Origin of the sequence: Geodermatophilus africanus (assembly GCF_900107105.1) — a bacterium.
GTDB classification, from domain to species: Bacteria; Actinomycetota; Actinomycetes; order Mycobacteriales; family Geodermatophilaceae; genus Geodermatophilus; species Geodermatophilus africanus.
In genome coordinates this window covers 199,527-218,698 of the sequence record NZ_FNOT01000003.1, presented here as the reverse complement: position 1 = coordinate 218,698, position 19,172 = coordinate 199,527, and the positions used below count along the sequence as shown (strand labels likewise).

Genomic DNA, 19,172 nt, shown 5'->3' with positions numbered 1-19,172 from the left:
GTCCCCCGGACGTTCCCGGCGCGACACCTCCGCCCGCGACGCTCGTGGTGCGAGCGGGCCCGCACCGGGTCCGCCAGGCGTCCCGGGAGGCACCGTGACCGCTGCGACCTCGTCCCACTGGCTGCGCGTCGGCGCCACCGTCGCCGCCGGCCGGCTCCGTCCGCCCGTGGGCAGCAGCCGGCGCCGCAGCGTCTGCGGCGCCGCCCGCGTGCTGACCGGCCTGGGCGTGCGCGTCGAGGTCCACGTGCCGGCCACGGCCTGGCCGCGCACCGGCACCGGGCCGCTGCTGGTCTCGAACACGGCGACCGCCCTGGACCCGCTGGCACTGCTCACCGTCGTCCCCGGCGCCGCGCTCGCCGGGGTCCCCGACCGGCTCGCGGGCGTGCCGGTGCCGACGGTCCCCGCGATCTCCGCGCGGGTCGCCACCCAGCTGCGCATGGGGACGCCGGTCAGCATTCGCCCCGAGGAGGGCGTGTGGAGTGGCCAAGGTCTGGGCCGCTTCTCCCCCGCTCTGCTGGCCGCCGCGGTGGACACCGGCGCCGCGGTGTGCCCGGTCGCCGTCCGCTGGCGCGGCGCGGCGTCCCCGCCTCCCGGCGGACGCTCGACCATGGCGGCGATGCGCTGGCTGGCTGCCTCCCCGGGCACCGTCGTGGAGGTGCACCTGCTGCCCGCGCTGTCCTCCGCCGGGGCGACGCCGCAGGAGCTGGCGACGACGGCCGAGTACGCGGTGGCCGCGGCTCTGGAGGCCGGCCTCGCTGCAGCAGAAGGACCCCGTCCTCCCCGCCCTTCGCCAGCTCAGGGCGGTGCCGTGAACGGGGCCCAGGGCGAGGGGCAGCGAGGTCCGCTCACTCGATGACCCGGCCGTCCTCGACGGTGACCCGGCGGGTGGTGTCGACGGCGGCGAGCATCCGGCGGTCGTGGGTGACCAGCAGCAGCGTGCCGCGGTAGCCCGCCAGCGCCTGCTCCAGCTGCTCGATGGCCGGCAGGTCGAGATGGTTGGTCGGCTCGTCGAGGACCAGCACGTTGACCCCGCGGGCCTGCAGCAGCGCCAGCCCGGCCCGGGTCCGCTCGCCCGGCGAGAGCGTGTCGGCCGCGCGCAGCACGTGCTCGGCGGTGAGCCCGAACTTGGCCAGGAGAGTGCGCACGTCGGCCGTGGACCGGTCGGGCACCTCCGCGACGAAGGCCTCCAGCAGCGGCTCGGCGCCGAGGAACGCGCCGCGGGCCTGGTCGATCTCGCCGATCCGCACCGACGGACCCAGCCCGCCGCGGCCCTCGTCCAACGGCACCCGACCCAGCAGCGCCGCGAGCAGCGTGGACTTCCCGCTGCCGTTGGGGCCGGTGATGACCACGCGGTCGCCCCAGTCCAGCTGCAGGTCGACCGGGCCGAGGGTGAAGTCACCGCGGCGCACGACCGCGCCGGCGAGCGTGGCGACGACCGCGCCGGCGCGCGGCGCGGCGGCGATCTCCATCCGCAGCTCCCACTCCTTGCGCGGCTCCTCGACCACCTCCAGCCGCTCGATCATCCGCTCGGTCTGCTTGGCCTTGGCACCTTGCTTCTCCGCCGTCGCCCGGTTGTGGGCCTTGATGAACTTGTCCGGGTCCTTCTGCTTCTTCACCGCGTCCCGCACGCCCTTGGCCAGCCAGTTGCGCTGCATGCGGGCCCGCGCCTCCAACCCGGCCCTCGTCTCCGCGTACTCCTCGTACTCCTCGCGGGCGTGCCGCCGGGCCACCTCGCGCTCGACGAGGTAGGCCTCGTAGCCGCCGTCGTGCACCCGCACCAGCTGCTGGGCCAGGTCCAGCTCGACCACGCGGGTGACCGTGCGGGCGAGGAACTCCCGGTCGTGGCTGACGACGACGATGCCGCTGCGCGCCCCGGTGACGAAGCGCTCCAGCTGTTCGAGACCGGCCAGGTCCAGGTCGTTGGTCGGCTCGTCGAGCAGCAGGACGTCGTAGCGCGAGAGCAGCAGCCCGGCCAGCCCGAGCCGCGCGGCCTGCCCCCCGGAGAGGCCGGTGGTCGGCGCGTCGAGGGCCACCCCGGGCGCCACCTCGCCGACGACCTGAGCCGCGCGCTCGTCGAGGTCGGCCCCGCCGAGGGCCAGCCAGCGCTCCAGCGCCTCGGTGTAGGCGTCGTCCGCGCCGTCGGCGCCCTCGGTCAGCGCCGTCGTGGCGGTGTCGAGCGCGGCCTGCGCGGCGGCGACCCCGGTCCGGCGGGCCAGTGCCTGGCGCACCGTCTCCCCCGGCCGGCGCTCGTGCTCCTGCGGCAGGTACCCGAGGGTCGCCGTCGGCGGGCTGACGGTCACGCTGCCCGACTCGGCCGGCAGCTCACCGGCCAGGGTGCGCAGCAGGGTGGACTTGCCCGCGCCGTTGACCCCGACCAGCCCGACGACGTCGCCGGGGGCGACGACGAGGTCGAGGTCGGAGAAGAGGACGCGGGCACCGTGACCGGCGGCCAGGCCGCGGGCGACGAGCGTGGCACTCACGGGACACCAGGGTGCCAAGCCGAACGGCGGCAGCGCGAACCGGTAGGAGGACCCGCTCCGGCCGGCCCCGTCCAGAGGCTCGCCGCGAGGCCCCGTCCCGGGTCCCGCCCCGAGCTCGCGGAGGGTGGGGAGGACTGGGTCCTCCGGAAGGCCGAGGAGCCGGGCCCCTCACTCCCCGGGGTCGTCCTCGTCGAGGACCTCGTCGGCCATCTCGTCGAGCATGATCTCCAGCGCCAGGTCGGCCTGGCCCGGCGGACGGCGCTCCACCCGCCAGGGCTGCAGGTCGTCGTAGCCGCGCACCGACACCCGGCGCAGCGGCCGCACCCGGTAGCGGGGCAGACCGCGCAGCCGGCGGGCGAGGTCGCGGTCGACCAGCAGCGTGCCGGGCCGGGCGATCGAGGTGAGCCGGCTGGCCAGGTTCACCACCGGCGAGTACACGTCGCCGAGGTGGGTGAGCACCGTGCCGTACGCGGCGCCGACCCGCAGCGGCGGGCGGTCCTCGGCCTCCCAGGCCTCGGGCAGCTCCAGCCCGATCTCCACGGCGTCGATCGCCGAGGCGGCGGTGTAGAGGACGCCGTCGCCCACCGTCTTGACCACCCGGCCGTGGTGACGCGCGATGACCTCGCTGGCGGTGCTCTCGAAGTCCTCGACCATGGCGCCGAGCTCCCGCCCGCCCATGCCACGGCTGCGGGTGGTGTAGCCGACCAGGTCGGCGAAGCCGACGGCGAGCTCCCGGCGGTCCCCGCCGCCGCTGTCCAGCAGTCGCCCCGCGTTGGCGGCCAGGTGGCGCCGCCACACGTAGTCCTGCAGCGCCCGCAGCAGCGGCAACAGCCGGCGGGTGCCCTCGACCGCCCGCTCCGGGTCGCTGGGGGCCGCCCCCGTCTCGTCCCCCCGGCTGAGCACGTCGGCGAGCATGTCGGTCTGCCAGTCGGCCAGCCGGGAGAGCGACTGCGCCATCGCCCGGACGATCGAGGCCTCGGAGTCCTCGTCGACGAAGCCGGTGTCGATGAGCACCGAGAGCAGGGCCAGCGCCTGGATGTCGGCGTCGGTGAAGACCGGGTCGTCGTCGGCGGCGTCGGGGAAGCCGAGCGCCCGCCACAGCCGCCGGGTGCGCTCGGACGGCATGTTGGCCATGCTGCCGACCTGCAGCCGCGTGTACCGCCGCGGTCCGCCGAGCAGGAGGCGCTCCAGGACCTCCCGGGCGTCCTGTGCGTCCGGGAGGTCGTCGGGTCCGGTGGGCGGCAGGGCCGTCAGCCCGTCGTGTGGACGACCAGGACGTCGACCGACGAGCGGCGGGTAACGTCGGCCGGCACCGACCCGATCAGCCGGCCCTTGAGGCTGCTGAGCCCGCGGTTGCCGACGACGAGCAGGTCCGCCTGCGCGCGGGTGACGACGTCGAGCAGGGTCTCCACCGGTGAGCCGACGACGGCCATCTCCTCGACCTCCCCTGCGCCGGCCGCGACGGCCTCCTCCGCGGCCTGCCGCACGGTGTCGTCCGCCGGCGCGGACCCGACCACCTGGTACCCGTCCTCGCCGGGCTGGTCCTGGGCACGGCGCGCCTCGCGCTCGTCCGCCCGCGACGGCAGGTAGGCGCACACGATCACCAGCCGCGCGCCGCACGCCCCGGCGAGGGCCCCGGCACGGCGCACCGCCCGCAGCGAGGACTCCGACCCGTCGGTCCCGACGACCACCGTGCGGTAGGCGCTCACGGACCCTCCTCGATGGCCTTCCCGGGCCGCCTCGAGCGGCGCTGCTCCGGCCGGCCGGGAGGCGGCTCACCCGCCCGACCGGGCAACCTACCGAACGCGCCGATCAGGAGGTGTGCGCGGGGTCACGCCGGGACACGCGCGGGACCGGACCGGAGGGTGCCGGCGGAGACGCCCGGTGCGCTTGGATGGAGGACGTCGCCCGGCCGATGCGAGGAGAGCGCCATCCACCCCGGCAACAGCCGCCACCGCGATCCCGTGCGGGTCGAGGTCCGCGGCCTCAGCAAGAGCTTCGGCGCCGTCCGCGCCGTCGACGACCTCAGCTTCACCGTCGAGCCGGGGTCCATCACCGGCTTCCTCGGCCCCAACGGCGCGGGCAAGACCACCACGCTGCGCATGGCCTTGGGCCTGGAGCAGCCCGACGCGGGGACGGCGACCTTCGACGGCGTCGCCTACGCCGACCTCCTCTCGCCCGTGCGCACGGTCGGCGCGGTGCTGGAGACCGCGTTCCACCCCGCCCGGTCCGGGCGCAACCACCTGCGGGTCTACTGCCGGGCAGCCGGGTTGCCGGTCTCGCGCGCCGACGAGGTGCTCGCCCAGGTCGGTCTGGCCGACGCCGGCCGGCGCCGCGCGGGCGGCTACTCGCTGGGGATGCGGCAGCGGCTGGCGCTGGCCACCGCACTGCTGGGCGACCCGGCGGTGCTGGTGCTCGACGAGCCGGCCAACGGGCTGGACCCCGAGGGCATCCAGTGGCTGCGTGGCTTCCTGCGCCACCTCGCGCACACCGAGGGGCGCACGGTGCTGGTCTCCAGCCACCTGCTGGCCGAGATGGAGCAGACCGCCGACCGTGTGGTGATCGTGGGCGCCGGGCGGCTGGTCCGCGAGGGCTCGATCGCCGAGCTGCGCTCCGGCACGCAGGGCAGCGGGGCGGTGCTGGTGCGCAGTCCCGAGGCCGGCCGGCTCGCCGAGGTCCTCCGCGTCGCCGGGCTGAGCGTCGGTCCCGCTGAGGACGGCCGAGTCACGGTAACCGGGACGACGCCGGCCACGGTGGGGGCGCACGCCTTCCGGGCCGGTGTCGAGCTGCACGAGCTGCGCGCGGAGACCAGCGGCCTGGAGGAGCTGTACTTCCGGCTCACCGCCGGCCAGGAGCAGTTCGCCGCATCCCAGGGGGCCGCCCGATGACCGCGCTTGTCCGTGCCGAGTGGACCAAGCTGTTCACGACCCGGGTGTGGATCGGCCTGCTGGCCGGCGCCTGTGTCCTGGTGGCCGGCTTCGTGGTGCTGTTCACCTCGTTCGCCGGAGACACCCCGGGCAGCGCCCAGGGCGGCCCCCCGGGCGGGCTCCCGCCCGTCGGCACCGAACAGTTCGAGCAGCTCGTGCTGGCCATCGGCGCCAACGTCACCGTGCTGTTCCTGATCCTCGGCATCATCGGGATGACCCAGGAGTACCGGCACCGCACGGCCACGCCGACGTTCCTCACCACGCCCCGGCGCGGCCGGGTCGTCGTCGCCAAGCTCACCGCCTACGCGCTGGTCGCGGTGCCCTTCGCGCTCGTCGTGGTGGCCGTCAACTACGGCGTGGTGGCGGTGGCCGCCGGCGCCCGGGGTGCGGTGCCGGAACTGACCGGCGACAACCTGAGGGTGCTCGCCAGCAGCGGACTCGCCCTGGTCATCTACACCGTCATCGGCGTCGGCCTCGGCGCTCTGGTGCGCAACCAGGTGGGCGCAATCGTGGGCGGGCTCGTATACCTGTTCGTCGTCGAGGCGATCGTCCGACAGATCAGCGCGATCGCCGGGGCCTACAAGTGGTTGCCCGGCGGTGCACTGGAGGCGCTGACGGCGACCCTCGACGGCCCGGACCTCCTCGAACCGTGGCAGGGCGGTCTGTTGCTGCTCGGCTACGGTCTGGTGGCAGCACTGCTCGGCACTCTGCTCGCCGTCCGCCGCGACGTCGTCTGAAAGAGGACCCCGTCCTCTCCACCCTCCGCAGGCTCAGGGCGGGACCCGGGACGGGGCCACGGCAGGGCCTGCAGGGGACCGAGGGCCTGACCGCACCGAGCACCGCACCCGATCGGAACGGGGATCCCCCGCATGACCACGTCCACCACCACGCGCATGACCGCCCCGCGGCTCGGCCGGCTGATCGCCGACGGCGACCTCGAGGCCGTCCGCGCCGCCGTCCAGGACTCCCCCCGCCTGCTCGGCAGCACCGTGGAGCGCGACGGCCAGGGCGGCTGGACGCCGCTGCACGTGGCCGTCGCGGAGGGGCAGGGCGAGGTGGTGCGGCTGCTCGTCGAAGCGGGGGCCTACCTCTCCGCCCGCACCGAGCACGGCCGGGACCCGCTGCACACCGCACTGGAGTCGGCACCCGCCCTCGTCCCCCTGCTGCGCGAGCTGGGCGCACCGGTGGACGCGGCCAGCGCCGCCTACCTCGACGACGCGGAGCGACTGCGGACCGAGCTGGACGACGGCGCGCCGCTGGCCGACCCGGTGACCGGCGTGGACCTGCTGACCCTCGCCACGGCCGGTGGCGCCGCGGCCAGCGCCCGGACGCTGCTGGACCGGGGCGCGGACGCCGATCGCGGCGCGCTGCACGCCGCCGCGGGCCGCACGCGGCTGGAGCTGGTCCGCCTGCTGCTGGCCGCCGGTGCCGACGTCAACCGGCGCGAGCCCGACACCGGCCGCTCCCCGCTGCACGCCGCCGTGGCCGCCGGTCCCGGGCACGACGCGCCCGAGGTGGTCCGCGAACTGCTGGACGCGGGAGCCGACGTCAACGCCACCACCGCCGACGGCGCCAGCGCCCTCGACATCAGCCGGGTCGCCGCGGCCCGCAACCGCCGGGACGACGCAGCTCAGGCGACCGTGCACGACGCCCTGGCCGACCTGCTCGTGGCCCGCGGCGCCATGGACTGACGCCATCGTGCCCCGGAGCCCCGCGTCGAGCCGCCCCGGGTCCACCGGCCGCCGAACGGCTGGTCCGGGGCCACCGCGGGCGTAGACTCCAGCCCCGGTCCCGAGACGTGCACCGACGACGAAGAAGGCACTCGACCCCGTGTCAAGCGTGAGCTCATCCAGGCCGTCCTCCACCCCCAACTCCTCGGCGGTGGCGGGATTCGGTACCAACGAGTGGCTGGTCGAGGAGATGTACCAGCAGTACCTCGCCGATCCCTCCAGCGTGGACCAGGCGTGGCACGAGTTCTTCGCCGACTACCGGCCGGGCAGCCCGGTGTCCGCGAGCGACGACCGGGAGGCACCGGCCGCCCCGGCCGCCGAGCCCGCGTCGTCCGCCCCGGCCGCCGACTCGGCCCCGGCGGCCGCGCCCACCACCCGGCAGCCGGCCCCCGTCCCCCAGCAGCAGCCGACCCCCGACGAGCAGCCCCCCACTGGTGACGGCGGCCCCTCCCGGGCCACCCGCGTCCAGGCGCAGACCGAGGACACCGTGGTGAACCGGGCCGCCGACCGGACGGCGCAGCAGCAGCCGGCCGCCAAGGCCGCGCCACCGGCCAAGCCGGCACCGACAGCCAAGCCCGCCGCCAAGACCGACCAGCCCGCCGGCGAGGGTCCGAAGCGCGTCCCGCTGCGCGGGGCGGCGGCCAGCGTGGTCAAGAACATGAACGCCTCGCTGACCGTGCCGACGGCGACCAGCGTGCGTGCGGTGCCGGCCAAGCTGCTGGCCGACAACCGGATCGTCATCAACAACCACCTGGCGCGCTCGCGCGGCGGGAAGGTCTCGTTCACCCACCTGATCGGCTACGCGCTGGTCCGGGCGCTCGACGACTTCCCGAACATGAACAGCGCCTTCGCCGAGGTCGACGGCAAGCCGACCCTGGTGCAGCCGGAGCACGTCAACTTCGGCCTGGCCATCGACCTGCCCAAGGCCGACGGCTCCCGCTCCCTCGTCGTGGCCTCCATCAAGGCCGCCGAGGAGATGGACTTCGCCCGGTTCTGGGGCGCCTACGAGGACGTCATCCGCCGCGCCCGCGCCGGCAAGCTGACGCTCGAGGACTTCTCCGGCACCACGATCAGCCTGACCAACCCGGGCACGATCGGCACCGTCCACTCGGTGCCGCGGCTGACCGCCGGCCAGGGCGCGATCGTCGGCGTCGGCGCCATGGAGTACCCGGCGGAGTTCCAGGGGATGAGCTCGGAGGCGCTGACCGACCTCGGCATCTCCAAGATCATCACGCTGACCTCGACGTACGACCACCGGATCATCCAGGGTGCCGAGTCGGGCGACTTCCTCCGCCGCCTGCACCAGCTGCTGCTGGGTGCGGACGGCTTCTACGACGACGTCTTCCGCTCACTGCGGATCCCGTACGCCCCGGTGCGCTGGATGCCCGACGTGCGGGTCAGCCACGAGGGCGAGATCGACAAGGAAGCCCGGGTCATCGAGGTCATCGAGGCCTACCGGCGCAACGGCCACCTCATGGCCGACACCGACCCGCTGGAGTACCGGGTCCGCAGCCACCCCGACCTCGACATCCTCGAGCACAGCCTGACGCTGTGGGATCTCGACCGCCAGTTCCCGGTCGGCGGCTTCGCCGGCGAGCGGATGATGGCGCTGCGCGACATCCTGGGCGTGCTGCGCAACTCCTACTGCCGCACCGTCGGCGTGGAGTACATGCACATCACCGACCCCGAGGAGCGCGAGTGGCTCCAGAAGCGGGTCGAGGTCAAGGCCGATCAGCCCGACCGGGAGAAGCAGAAGCACATCCTCGGCCGACTCAACGCCGCTGAGGCCTTCGAGACCTTCCTGCAGACGAAGTACGTCGGCCAGAAGCGGTTCAGCCTCGAGGGCGGGGAGTCGGTCATCCCGATCCTCGACGAGGTGCTCATCGCCGGCACCGAGCACGGCCTCGACGAGGTCGCCATCGGCATGGCCCACCGCGGCCGGCTCAACGTGCTGGCCAACGTGCTCGGCAAGAGTTACAGCAAGATCTTCGGCGAGTTCGAGGGCAACATCGACCCGGGCACCGTCCAAGGCTCCGGCGACGTGAAGTACCACCTGGGCGCCGAGGGCACCTTCACGAACCCGTTCAAGGACGGCGCCGAGATCGCCGTCACGCTGGCCAGCAACCCCTCGCACCTGGAGACGGTCAACCCCGTCCTCGAGGGCGTCGTCCGCGCCAAGCAGGACATGATCGACAAGGGCGAGCAGGGCTTCACCGTCCTGTCGGTGCTGCTCCACGGCGACGCGGCCTTCGCCGGCCAGGGCGTCGTCGCGGAGACGCTGAACCTCTCGCAGCTGCGCGGCTACCGCACCGGCGGCACGGTGCACGTGGTGATCAACAACCAGGTCGGATTCACCACGAGCCCGGCGCAGTCCCGCTCGAGCCTGTACTCGACGGACGTCGCGCGGATGGTCAACGCGCCGATCTTCCACGTGAACGGTGACGACCCCGAGGCCTGCGTCCGGGTCGCCCGGCTGGCGGTCGAGTACCGGCAGGCGTTCAAGAAGGACGTCGTCATCGACATGATCTGCTACCGCCGGCGCGGCCACAACGAGGGCGACGACCCGTCGATGACCCAGCCGCTGATGTACGACATCATCGACCGCAAGCGCTCGGTCCGGAAGCTGTACACCGAGGCGCTCATCGGCCGCGGCGACATCACCCTGGCCGAGGCCGAGGAGGCGCTCAAGGACTACCGCGACCAGCTGGAGCGGGCCTTCGCCGAGACGCACGACGCGCAGGAGACCTCGAAGCCGCGGCCGGTCATGGACCAGCCCGCGCAGGAGCAGCCGGTCGCCACGGCGATCACCACCGAGGTGCTCAAGGCGATCGGCGACGCGCACGTGTCCTTCCCCGAGCACTTCACCCCGCACCCGAAGCTCCAGCGGATGCTGGAGCGGCGCGCGGCGATGGTCAGCGAGGGCGGCATCGACTGGGCGATGGGCGAGCTGCTGGCCTTCGGGTCCCTGCTCATGCAGGGCGTCCCGGTGCGGCTGGCCGGTCAGGACTCCCGCCGCGGCACCTTCGTCCAGCGTCACTCGGTGCTCATCGACCGGGAGTCCGCCGTGGAGTACACGCCGCTGGCGAACCTGTCGCCGGACCAGGCGAAGTTCTTCGTCTACGACTCGCTGCTCTCGGAGTACGCGGCACTGGGCTTCGAGTACGGCTACTCGGTGGCCAACCCCAAGGCCCTGGTGTTGTGGGAGGCGCAGTTCGGCGACTTCGTCAACGGCGCCCAGATGGTCATCGACGAGTTCATCAGCTCCGGCGAGGCGAAGTGGGGCCAGCGCTCCGGCGTCACCCTGCTGCTGCCGCACGGCCTCGAGGGGCAGGGGCCGGACCACTCCAGCGGCCGCATCGAGCGGTTCCTGCAGCTGTCGGCGGAGAACAACATGACCGTCGCCAACTGCTCGACGCCGGGCAACTACTTCCACCTGCTCCGTCGCCAGGCGCTCTCGGACCTGCACCGGCCGCTGGTCGTCTTCACGCCCAAGTCGCTGCTGCGGGCCAAGGCCGCCGTCAGCCCGGTCCCGGACTTCACCGACGAGACCTTCCGGCCGGTGCTGCCCGACCCGGGTGTGGGGGGCGAGCCGCTGGACGGCGGCGCCGTGCGGAGGGTGCTCCTGTGCAGCGGCAAGGTCGCCTACGACCTGTTGGCCCAGCGGGAGGCCACCGGCACCGCAGACACCGCGGTGCTGCGCGTCGAGCAGCTCTACCCGCTGCCGGCCGAGCAGATCCGGCAGGCGCTGGAGCGCTACCCGAACGCGCAGGACGTCGTCTGGGTGCAGGAGGAGCCGGCGAACATGGGTGCCTGGCAGTTCATGGCCGTGAATTTGCCCGAGCACCTGTCGGACGGCCGCCGGCTGCGCCGCGTCAGCCGCCCCGCCGCGGCCAGCCCGGCCGTCGGCTCGGCGAAGGTCCACGAGGTGGAGCAGAAGCGGCTCGCGGCCGAGGCCTTCGCCGACTAGCGCACCGCCGACCGTGTACTTCACCGACCGTGGTCTGGAGGAGCTGGCCGACCGGCGGGGCGAGGAGCAGGTGACCCTCGCCTGGCTGGCCGACCAGCTGCAGGCGTTCGTCGACCAGCACCCCGACTTCGAGGTGCCCGTCGAGCGGCTGGCCACCTGGCTGGCCCGCGGCGGCACCGAGGACGACGACGTGGATGGCTGACACGGCCGCGGACGCCTCCGTCGAGCAGGCGAGGGAGGCGTCCGGCAACCGTGATCGGATGGGTCGCGCCCTGCTGTGGCTGCTCGGGGCGGTGGCGTCCACTGTCTCCGCCCTCTCGTCCGTCGTGGCCGCGGACGACCCGACCAGGGTCGTCGAGCTCTGGCGGATGTAGGGCCTGGCCGTGTTCGCCGGCCTGTTCACGCTGCTGGCACTCCGTCCACGGCAGTACGCGGCGTGTGGGAACTGGTCATCGCCAACAAGCTCGCGTTGACCGTGACCGGGGTGGCCCTGGTCGCAGGGGACGGTGCGAGGGATGCGAGCTCACTCGTCGTGTGGGACGGCACCCTCAGCCTCGTGCTGATCGCCGCGTACGTCACTTGTCGAGCCTGGGACGCGTCCCCTCCCCTGCACCGCCACCGTCCCTCCGGCGGCTGAGGGCTCCCGGGGGACACGCCGGGATGTCGCAGCCTCGACCCGAGGTGTGCCACACAACGGCAGGCTGTGTCGGTGCTCGGTCACTCGCACGCGCTCTCCGGCCTCGCCGCCGGCGCCGCGACGCTGCCGTGGGCCCCGGTCGGGGGCACCATCGGTCAGGTCGCCTGGATCGCCGCCGTCGGCGGGATGGCGATGCTGCCCGACCTCGACCACAGCGGCTCGACGGTCTCGGACATGTGGGGACCGGCCACCGACGTCCCCTCGGGCGCCATCGGGCGGCTGGCGCAGGGCCACCGCTGGGGCACCCACGACGCCGTCCTCGCGCCGCTGGCCTTCGGCGGCCTGGCGCTGGCCGCGGCCCACGCGTTCTGGTCCAGCCTGCTGCTCATGGCCCTGGCCATCGGGCTGGCGCTCCGGGCCCTGCACTTCGTCATCCCCGGGCGGGCCGAGAACACCGTCGTCGGCAACCTGGTGCTGTCCTGGAGCGGCGCCTGGCTGCTCCTCGAGCACTCCCCCAGCCCGGCCTGGCTGCCCTGGGCGGTCGCGCTGGGCGTGCTGACCCACATCGCCGGGGACGCGCTCACCACGCAGGGTGTGCCCGTCCCCGTGCTGTGGCTGCTGCGCCGGTCCCGGCTCGCGCTCACCCCGCTGCGCACCGGGACGGCGCTCGAGAAGGTCGTCCTGGTGCCGGCGTTCGTGCTCGCGACGCTGTACTGCGTGTACCTCAACACCGACGTCCGCGCCGCCGTCGACCCGCTGCTGCAGGACCTGCCCGGCCTCGGCTGAGGGTAGCCCTCCCGCAGGCCGGAGGCCCCCGTCCTCCTCACCCCTCGCACGCTCGGGGCGGGACCCGGGACGGGGCCCGGCACGAGGATGCGAGTGGCGGGGCAGGGGGTCCTCTCAGCGGGTGACGCCCTGCTCCTGGGCGCAGGCGGCGACCGCGGCCGCGACGGCGTCGGCCACCCGGCGGTCCAGCGGGCTGGGCACCACGTAGTCGGCCCGCACCTCGTCCCCGACGACGTCGGCGATCGCCATGGCCGCGGCCAGCTTCATCTGCTCGGTGATGCCGGTGGCGCCGGCGTCGATCGCACCGCGGAAGACACCGGGGAACGCCAGCACGTTGTTGATCTGGTTGGGCTCCCCGCTGCGTCCGGTGGCGACCACCGCGGCGTGGCGGGCCGCCATCTCCGGGTCCACCTCGGGGATCGGGTTGGCCAGCGAGAACACGATGCAGTCCGGCGCCATCGACGCGATCACCGACTCGGGCACCGAGCCGCCGGAGAGGCCCAGGTAGACGTCGGCACCCTCGAGTGCGCCGGCCATCGTGCCCGCGTAGCCGGCCCGGTTGGTGTGCTCCGCGATCCAGCGCTTGATCGGCGTGAGGTCGTCGCGGCCGGTGTGCAGCACGCCGCGGGAGTCGGCCACGGCGATGTCGCCGACCCCGGCCTCGAGCAGGATCTTGGTGCAGGCGACCCCGGCCGCGCCGGCGCCGGAGACGACCGCCCGCAGCGAGCCCAGCTCCCGGCCGACCACCCGCGCGGCGTTGCGCAGCGCGGCCAGGACGACGATCGCCGTCCCGTGCTGGTCGTCGTGCATGACCGGGATGTCCAGCCGCGCGCGCAGCCGCTCCTCGATCTCGAAGCAGCGCGGCGCGCTGATGTCCTCGAGGTTGATGCCGCCGAAGGACGGCGCGATCGCCACCACCGTCTCCACGATCGCGTCCACGTCGGTCGTCGAGAGGACGACCGGCACCGACGACAGGCCGGCGAACTCGCTGAACAGGCAGGCCTTGCCCTCCATGACCGGCAGGGCCGCGGCCGGGCCGATGTCCCCGAGCCCCAGGACAGCGGTGCCGTCGGAGACGACCGCGACCACGCGCGGCGCCCAGGTGTACCGGTCGGCCAGGGCCGGCTCGGCGGCGATCGCGCTGGAGACCCGGGCGACGCCGGGCGTGTAGGTGAGCGCGAGGTCCGCGGTCGTCTCGATCGGGCGGGTCGGGCGTACGACGAGCTTGCCGCCCTCGTGCACCGCGAACGCCGGGTCGGCGGCGAAGCGATCGGCAGTCCTGTCCTGCTGCTGCGCGCTCATGGACCCGGGAGCGTAATCCCCCTCCCCGTGCGCCGTCCCGCCGTACGGGGGACACGGGCCGCGCCGCGGACTCCGCTGTCCGGCCTCCCGCACCGGGCTGGCTACCGTCCAGGAGTGCAGATCCGCCAGCTCGCCGTCGGCGACGCCTACGTCCTCGACCTCGTGCCGCACGGCGACGCCCGCGGCCGGTTCACCGAGTGGTACCGCGCCGACGTGCTCGCCGACGCCGTCGGCCACGGCCTGCCGCTGGCCCAGGCCAACCACAGCGTCTCCGCACGCGGCGTGCTGCGCGGCGTCCACTTCGCGCTCGTCCCGCCCGGTCAGGCCAAGTACGTCTACTGCCCGGCCGGCCGGGTGCTCGACGTCGTGGTCGACGTCCGGGTGGACTCCCCCACCTTCGGCGGGCACGACGCCGTCGTCCTCGACAGTGCGCAGCCGCGCGCGGTGTACCTGGCCGAGGGGCTCGGGCACGCCTTCCTGTCGCTGGCCGACGGCAGCTCGGTCACCTACCTGGTCTCCAGCGGCTACGACCCGACCCGGGAGTTCGGCGTCTCGCCGATGGACCCCGAGCTGGACCTGCCGTGGCCCGACGACGTGGCGTTCGAGCTCTCGGCCAAGGACCAGCAGGCGCCCACGCTGGCCGAGGCGCGCGAGCAGGGCCTGCTCCCGACGATCGACGAGTGCCGGTCCCGCTACGCGCAGCTGCGCACGGCCGGCTAGGTACAGTTAGGCAGGGCGGCAAGGCAGCCGGCCGGGCCGCGGCCAGAGCCGGCCCACGACCCGGCCGACGACCACCGCCGGACCGAACGCGCGGCTGTCGTCGGTGACGAAGGGGTTGTCCCCCTCCACCCAGTGCCCGCCCGGGACTGCACCGCGCACCCGCTTGACCACCAGCAGCCCCGGCCGGGCCGGGAAGCGGGCGAGGACGACGGCGCCGTCCCGGACCGCCGTGCCCGCGGCGACCCGGCGCGCCAGCAGCCGGTCACCGGAGCGCACCGTGGGCGTCATCGACGGGCCCGCCACGCGGGCCACCACCCAGGGCGTGACCAGCGCCTCGACCCCCGCCGTCCGCCCCGTTCCGGACGTGTCCCCGCTGCTCACCGGGAGTAGGGTCGCAGACGAACCGACCCCACAGAACCGGAGGCTACGTCCATGCGTTTCCGCATGTTCTCCGCCGTGGAGGCCACCGCTCACTGCGACCTCCCCTGCGGCGTGTACGACCCGGCCCAGGCCCGCATCGAGGCGGAGTCCGTCAAGGCCATCCAGGAGAAGTACCAGGCCAACGAGGACCCGGCGTTCCGCACCCGCGCGATCCTGATCAAGGAGCAGCGGTCGGACCTGGTCAAGCACCACCTGTGGGTGCTCTGGACCGACTACTTCAAGCCGCCGCACTTCGAGAAGTACCCGCAGCTGCACGAGCTGTTCAACAAGGCGACCAAGCAGGCCGGTGCCGCCGGCGGCAAGGGCAGCATGGACCCGGCCGAGGGCCAGAAGCTGCTCGACTACATCGCCGAGATCGACAAGATCTTCTGGGAGACGAAGGCCGCCGCCTGAGAGAGGACCTCCCTGCCCCCCACCACTCGTGAGTGGACCCCGTCCTCCCCGCCCCTCGCAGGCTCGTGGCGGGACTCGGGACGGGGTCTGCGGGTCCCTGCAGGGAGGCCGCCCACGCAGCACCGGCACCGGCCGGCGAGCACTCCGCTCGCCGGCCGGTGCCGTTCGCTGGTGTCCCCGCCGGCCGATGAGTTCCGCGGCTGACCGGGGTCCTTTCCCCGCCCCCCACCCGGACGCCGTCCGGACGACCTCAGGAGCCCCGATGGCCGCCCGTCTGAACCCGTACCTCCACTTCGCCGGCAACGCCCGCGAGGCGATGGACTTCTACCGCTCCGTCCTCGGCGGCCGGCTGGACGTCATGACCTTCGGTGACGTCGGCGGCGGCGGCGAGGAGTACCCCGACGACGGCGTCATGCACGCCTTCCTGCGCACCGACGACGGACTCGAGCTGATGGCCTCCGACGGCCACGACCCGGACGCCGCCGGTCCCGACCGGGTCTCGCTGTCCCTGTCCGGGGACGACGCGGCGACCCTGAGCCGCTGGTTCGAGGCGCTGGCCGAGGGCGGCGAGGTCGACGTGCCGCTGGAGAAGCAGGTCTGGGGCGACACCTTCGGTCAGGTGACCGACCGCTACGGCCTGCGCTGGCTGGTGAACATCGGGTCCGCGCCGGCCTGAGCAGGAGCGTCCGGTCGCCGTCCGTGGGGGCGGCGACCGGTCGTAGCGGGTGACTGCTCCCCGGTACCGTCTGACCTCGATGCGTATCGACCCGGCCGGGTGGCCGTTCATCACCGGGCCCCTGGCACCCGCCGCCGTCCTCACCGCGGCCGGGAGGGCCGGGGACCGTCGCGGCCTCCGGCTCGCCGCCTGGCCGTTCGCCCTGCTGTCGGCCTACATGGCGCTCTTCTTCCGCGACCCCGACCGGCACTGCGACGCCGAGCCGCCGGCCCCCGACGACGTCCTGTCCCCCGCCGACGGCGTGGTGATGGTCGCGGGCGAGCCGCAGGAGGGGGTGGCCCCCGAGGGCGACTGGCAGCAGGTCAGCGTGTTCCTGTCCGTCGTCGACGTGCACGTCAACCGCTCGCCGTACCACGGTGAGGTCGTGGAGAGCTCCTACCGCAGGGGCAGTTTCCTGGCCGCCTACCGCAGGGAGTCGGCGCACCGCAACGAGCGCAGCGAGCTGTGGCTGCGCGACGGCGACCGCACGGTGGTGTTCCGGCAGATCGTCGGCGTGCTCGCCCGCCGCATCGTCACCCGCACCGGCGTCGGCCGGCGGCTGGCGACCGGTGAGCGGATGGGCCTGATGAAGTTCGGGTCCCGCATGGACGTCTTCGTCCCCCGGGACTGCGCGGTGCTCGTCCGGGTGGGACAGCGGGTGCGCGGCGGCGAGACCGTCATCGCCCGCTGGTCCGGCGCTCGCTGAGGGAGGCCCCGGTGCCCAGCTCCGCGTCCGGTGCCCGCCTCCCGCAGACCCGGCGGACGGCGACCGTCGAGTTCGTCCGCGGGTCGGTGCGCGGCACCCGGCGACGGGCCCTGGCGACGCTGCCCAGCCTGTTCACGCTGGCCAACATGATGTGCGGCTTCGTCGCGATCCTGGTCTCCATCCGGGGCCAGTACACGCTGGCCGCCGTCCTGGTCGGGCTGTCCGTGGTGTTCGACATCGCCGACGGCGCCGTGGCGCGGCTGGTCGGCGCGGTGACGCCCTTCGGCCTGCAGTTCGACTCGCTGGCCGACCTGGTGTCCTTCGGGCTGGCCCCGGCGCTGGTGGCCTTCACGCTGTTCTCCGAGGGCCGCGACGCCTGGGACCCCCTGGGCTGGGTCGTCTGCGGGCTGTGGGTGGCGTGCGCGGCCATCCGGCTGGCGCGGTTCAACACCACCATCGACCCCACCGCCGACAAGCGGTACTTCACCGGCATGCCGAGCCCCGGTGCGGCCAGCGTCGTGCTCGCCTCGGTCTTCGCCTTCGGCGACCAGATGCAGGGCCGAGAGCGGCTGTGGGTACTGCTCATCGTCGCGGTCCCGGCGCTGCTGATGGTCAGCACGATCCGCTTCCGCTCGTTCCGCTCGCTGGTCAGCCCGAAGAGCGGCCGCCCCTACGGGCTGGTCGCCGCGGCGCTGGCCGTCGTCGTCGGCTTCACGTTCGTGCCAGTGGTGACCGGGTGCGCGCTGGCCTACGGCTACCTGCTGGCACCGGTCCTCGTGCCGGTCGTCTCCCCCCTCGGCCGGCTGGTGCCGGCCCGTCTCAAGGAGCTGCTGACGTGAGCGGGCGTGCGAGCTCACGCAGGGAGGAGGAACCGTGACCGTGCGGCCCATCCGGCCCGACGACGTCCCCGCCGTGGTGGGTCTGGTTCGCGAGCTGGCCGAGTACGAGGAGGCGCCGCAGGAGGCCCGGATGACGGAGGCGCAGCTGTCCACCGCGCTCTTCGGCGACTCGCCCCGACTCTTCGGCCACGTCGCGGTGGCCGACGGCGACGTCGTCGGGATGGCGCTGTGGTTCCTCAACTTCTCCACCTGGCGCGGCACCCACGGCGTCTACCTCGAGGACCTCTACGTCCGGCCCGGGCACCGCGGCAACGGGCTGGGCCGGGAGCTGCTGCGCACGCTGGCCGACCTGTGCGTTCAGCGCGGGTACGGCCGGCTCGAGTGGTCGGTGCTGGACTGGAACACCCCGTCGATCGAGTTCTACCGGGCGGCGGGGGCCGTGCCGATGGACGAGTGGACGGTCTTCCGGCTCACCCACGACGCCCTGACCGCCTTCGCGGGCGACCGCCGGGGCTGATCCGGCGACGGACGTCGTCCTGGGCCCGGGCACTGCGGCGTCGGCGGCCCTCGCGCGGAGCCGGCCGTCGCGGCTGCACGGCCACCCGGCAGCCGACGCCGGCGAGCCGCCATGATGGGCACACCGCTGCCGGCCGCCGGCCGCCACCGTCCCCGAGCCCCAGGGAGACCCCTCGTGACGACCGAGCGCAAGCAGCCCGAGTGCTGGCTGACCGACATGGACGGCGTCCTGGTGCACGAGGGCCAGGCGCTGCCCGGCGCCGCGGACTTCCTCGACCGGCTGGTCTCCGCCGGCCGGCGCTTCCTGGTCCTCACCAACAACTCGATCTTCACGCCGCGGGACCTCTCCGCCCGCCTGGCGCGGTCGGGCCTGCAGGTACCCGAGGCGTCGATCTGGACCTCGGCGCTGGCGACCGCGGACTTCCTGTCCACCCAGCTGCCGGGCGGCTCGGCCTACGTCATCGGCGAGGCGGGCCTGACCACCGCGCTGTACGAGGCCGGCTACACGCTCACCGACACCGACCCGGACTACGTCGTCCTCGGGGAGACCCGCACGTACTCCTTCGAGGCCATCACCCGGGCCATCCGGCTGATCGGCGCCGGGGCCCGCTTCATCGCGACCAACCCCGACGTCACGGGGCCCTCCCCGGAGGGCCCGCTGCCGGCCACCGGCTCGGTCGCGGCGCTGATCACCCGCGCGACCGACTCGGAGCCGTACTTCGTGGGCAAGCCCAACCCGATGATGTTCCGCAGCGCCATGAACCGGATCGAGGCGCACTCGGAGTCCACGGTCATGATCGGCGACCGGATGGACACCGACGTCGTCGCGGGCATCGAGGCCGGCCTGGGCACCATCCTGGTGCTCACCGGGTCGACGCAGGCCGCCGACGTGGCGCGCTTCCCGTTCCGGCCAGGCCGGGTGCTGGACTCGATCGCCGACGTTGTCGACCTGGTCTGAAGAAGGACCACCCTTCCCCCCACGCCTCGCGAGCTCGGCGCGGGCCCCTGCAGGG

General features: G+C 74.0%; 21 protein-coding genes. 16 read left to right on the top strand and 5 right to left on the bottom strand.

Annotated elements, in window-relative coordinates; genetic code table 11:
• Window positions 1-94: 94 nt before the first annotated feature.
• Window positions 95-856, top strand: a complete 762-nt coding sequence (locus BLW63_RS06365; protein WP_091152659.1) for a lysophospholipid acyltransferase family protein — start codon at window positions 95-97, stop codon at window positions 854-856.
• Here BLW63_RS06365 and BLW63_RS06360 read toward each other — a convergent pair.
• The 3 genes from BLW63_RS06360 to BLW63_RS06350 form a co-directional block, all read right to left on the bottom strand.
• On the bottom strand, window positions 846-2,480 hold the full coding sequence (locus BLW63_RS06360; protein WP_091152657.1) for an ABC-F family ATP-binding cassette domain-containing protein: 1,635 nt from the start codon (window positions 2,478-2,480) through the stop codon (window positions 846-848). The two genes, BLW63_RS06365 and BLW63_RS06360, sit on opposite strands and share 11 nt — an antisense overlap.
• A gap of 168 nt (window positions 2,481-2,648) precedes the next feature.
• The gene (locus BLW63_RS06355; protein WP_244522402.1) at window positions 2,649-3,614 is read right to left on the bottom strand and encodes an adenylate/guanylate cyclase domain-containing protein; all 966 of its coding nucleotides are present in this window, start codon (window positions 3,612-3,614) and stop codon (window positions 2,649-2,651) included.
• Between the two features lie 116 nt (window positions 3,615-3,730).
• Window positions 3,731-4,189 (bottom strand): universal stress protein, encoded by a 459-nt coding sequence (locus BLW63_RS06350; protein ID WP_091152655.1) that lies wholly within the window; start codon window positions 4,187-4,189, stop codon window positions 3,731-3,733.
• A gap of 255 nt (window positions 4,190-4,444) precedes the next feature.
• Between BLW63_RS06350 and BLW63_RS06345 the strand changes: the two genes are divergently transcribed.
• The 8 genes from BLW63_RS06345 (at window position 4,445) to BLW63_RS06310 (ending at window position 12,527) form a co-directional block, all read left to right on the top strand.
• A complete protein-coding gene (locus tag BLW63_RS06345) occupies window positions 4,445-5,368 on the top strand; it encodes an ABC transporter ATP-binding protein (protein WP_091152653.1) in 924 nt (307 codons plus the stop codon).
• On the top strand, window positions 5,365-6,144 hold the full coding sequence (locus BLW63_RS06340) for an ABC transporter permease (protein WP_091152651.1): 780 nt from the start codon (window positions 5,365-5,367) through the stop codon (window positions 6,142-6,144). Before BLW63_RS06345 ends, BLW63_RS06340 begins: the two co-directional genes overlap by 4 nt.
• 132 nt (window positions 6,145-6,276) lie before the next feature.
• A complete protein-coding gene (locus BLW63_RS06335) occupies window positions 6,277-7,098 on the top strand; it encodes an ankyrin repeat domain-containing protein (protein ID WP_091152650.1) in 822 nt (273 codons plus the stop codon).
• A 148-nt stretch (window positions 7,099-7,246) separates the two neighbouring features.
• Window positions 7,247-11,104 (top strand): multifunctional oxoglutarate decarboxylase/oxoglutarate dehydrogenase thiamine pyrophosphate-binding subunit/dihydrolipoyllysine-residue succinyltransferase subunit, encoded by a 3,858-nt coding sequence (locus BLW63_RS06330; protein WP_244522401.1) that lies wholly within the window; start codon window positions 7,247-7,249, stop codon window positions 11,102-11,104.
• A 13-nt stretch (window positions 11,105-11,117) separates the two neighbouring features.
• Complete coding sequence (locus BLW63_RS06325; protein WP_091152646.1) at window positions 11,118-11,306, top strand: DUF6104 family protein; 189 nt, start codon at window positions 11,118-11,120, stop codon at window positions 11,304-11,306.
• Complete coding sequence (locus BLW63_RS06320) at window positions 11,299-11,478, top strand: hypothetical protein (protein WP_091152644.1); 180 nt, start codon at window positions 11,299-11,301, stop codon at window positions 11,476-11,478. The genes BLW63_RS06325 and BLW63_RS06320 overlap by 8 nt, the downstream gene beginning before the upstream one ends.
• 62 nt (window positions 11,479-11,540) lie before the next feature.
• Window positions 11,541-11,741, top strand: a complete 201-nt coding sequence (locus BLW63_RS06315) for a hypothetical protein (protein ID WP_091152642.1) — start codon at window positions 11,541-11,543, stop codon at window positions 11,739-11,741.
• A gap of 72 nt (window positions 11,742-11,813) precedes the next feature.
• Complete coding sequence (locus tag BLW63_RS06310; protein WP_091153170.1) at window positions 11,814-12,527, top strand: metal-dependent hydrolase; 714 nt, start codon at window positions 11,814-11,816, stop codon at window positions 12,525-12,527.
• A 114-nt stretch (window positions 12,528-12,641) separates the two neighbouring features.
• On the opposite strand, the gene BLW63_RS06305 is transcribed toward BLW63_RS06310, so the two are convergent.
• Window positions 12,642-13,829 carry an NAD(P)-dependent malic enzyme gene (locus tag BLW63_RS06305; RefSeq protein ID WP_091152640.1) on the bottom strand — a complete coding sequence of 396 codons (1,188 nt, stop codon included), beginning with the start codon at window positions 13,827-13,829 and terminating at the stop codon, window positions 12,642-12,644.
• Between the two features lie 114 nt (window positions 13,830-13,943).
• Here BLW63_RS06305 and BLW63_RS06300 point away from each other — a divergent pair, with 114 nt between their 5' ends.
• Entirely contained in the window at window positions 13,944-14,549 is a 606-nt protein-coding gene (locus tag BLW63_RS06300; protein WP_091152638.1) for a dTDP-4-dehydrorhamnose 3,5-epimerase family protein, read from the top strand.
• Window positions 14,550-14,555: 6 nt separating this feature from the next.
• Here the strand turns inward: BLW63_RS06300 and BLW63_RS06295 are convergent, their stop codons facing one another.
• Entirely contained in the window at window positions 14,556-14,930 is a 375-nt protein-coding gene (locus tag BLW63_RS06295) for a S26 family signal peptidase (protein ID WP_244522400.1), read from the bottom strand.
• A gap of 51 nt (window positions 14,931-14,981) precedes the next feature.
• Here BLW63_RS06295 and sodN point away from each other — a divergent pair, with 51 nt between their 5' ends.
• The 6 genes from sodN to BLW63_RS06265 all read left to right on the top strand — a co-directional run bounded on the left by sodN (window position 14,982) and on the right by BLW63_RS06265 (window position 19,117).
• The gene (sodN, locus tag BLW63_RS06290; RefSeq protein ID WP_072918931.1) at window positions 14,982-15,383 is read left to right on the top strand and encodes a superoxide dismutase, Ni; all 402 of its coding nucleotides are present in this window, start codon (window positions 14,982-14,984) and stop codon (window positions 15,381-15,383) included.
• Window positions 15,384-15,645: 262 nt separating this feature from the next.
• Window positions 15,646-16,059 (top strand): VOC family protein, encoded by a 414-nt coding sequence (locus BLW63_RS06285; RefSeq protein WP_091152634.1) that lies wholly within the window; start codon window positions 15,646-15,648, stop codon window positions 16,057-16,059.
• Between the two features lie 79 nt (window positions 16,060-16,138).
• Window positions 16,139-16,804 (top strand): phosphatidylserine decarboxylase, encoded by a 666-nt coding sequence (locus BLW63_RS06280; RefSeq protein ID WP_091152632.1) that lies wholly within the window; start codon window positions 16,139-16,141, stop codon window positions 16,802-16,804.
• An 11-nt stretch (window positions 16,805-16,815) separates the two neighbouring features.
• Window positions 16,816-17,643: a CDP-diacylglycerol--serine O-phosphatidyltransferase gene (pssA, locus tag BLW63_RS06275; RefSeq protein ID WP_091152630.1), complete on the top strand. Its 828-nt coding sequence runs from the start codon at window positions 16,816-16,818 to the stop codon at window positions 17,641-17,643.
• A gap of 34 nt (window positions 17,644-17,677) precedes the next feature.
• Window positions 17,678-18,160, top strand: coding sequence for a GNAT family N-acetyltransferase (locus BLW63_RS06270; RefSeq protein WP_091152628.1), 483 nt, complete (start codon window positions 17,678-17,680; stop codon window positions 18,158-18,160).
• Between the two features lie 174 nt (window positions 18,161-18,334).
• Window positions 18,335-19,117, top strand: coding sequence for an HAD-IIA family hydrolase (locus BLW63_RS06265; protein ID WP_211517031.1), 783 nt, complete (start codon window positions 18,335-18,337; stop codon window positions 19,115-19,117).
• The last annotated feature ends 55 nt before the right edge of the window (window positions 19,118-19,172 follow it).

Coding starts and splice junctions, on each gene's coding strand:
- BLW63_RS06355 (WP_244522402.1), bottom strand. CDS start 3,614: ATGGCCAACATGCCGTCCGAGCGCACCCGGCGGCTGTGGCGGGCGCTC.
- BLW63_RS06340 (WP_091152651.1), top strand. CDS start 5,365: ATGACCGCGCTTGTCCGTGCCGAGTGGACCAAGCTGTTCACGACCCGG.
- BLW63_RS06335 (WP_091152650.1), top strand. CDS start 6,277: ATGACCACGTCCACCACCACGCGCATGACCGCCCCGCGGCTCGGCCGG.
- BLW63_RS06320 (WP_091152644.1), top strand. CDS start 11,299: ATGGCTGACACGGCCGCGGACGCCTCCGTCGAGCAGGCGAGGGAGGCG.
- BLW63_RS06305 (WP_091152640.1), bottom strand. CDS start 13,829: ATGAGCGCGCAGCAGCAGGACAGGACTGCCGATCGCTTCGCCGCCGAC.
- sodN (WP_072918931.1), top strand. CDS start 14,982: ATGCGTTTCCGCATGTTCTCCGCCGTGGAGGCCACCGCTCACTGCGAC.
- BLW63_RS06285 (WP_091152634.1), top strand. CDS start 15,646: ATGGCCGCCCGTCTGAACCCGTACCTCCACTTCGCCGGCAACGCCCGC.
- BLW63_RS06280 (WP_091152632.1), top strand. CDS start 16,139: ATGCGTATCGACCCGGCCGGGTGGCCGTTCATCACCGGGCCCCTGGCA.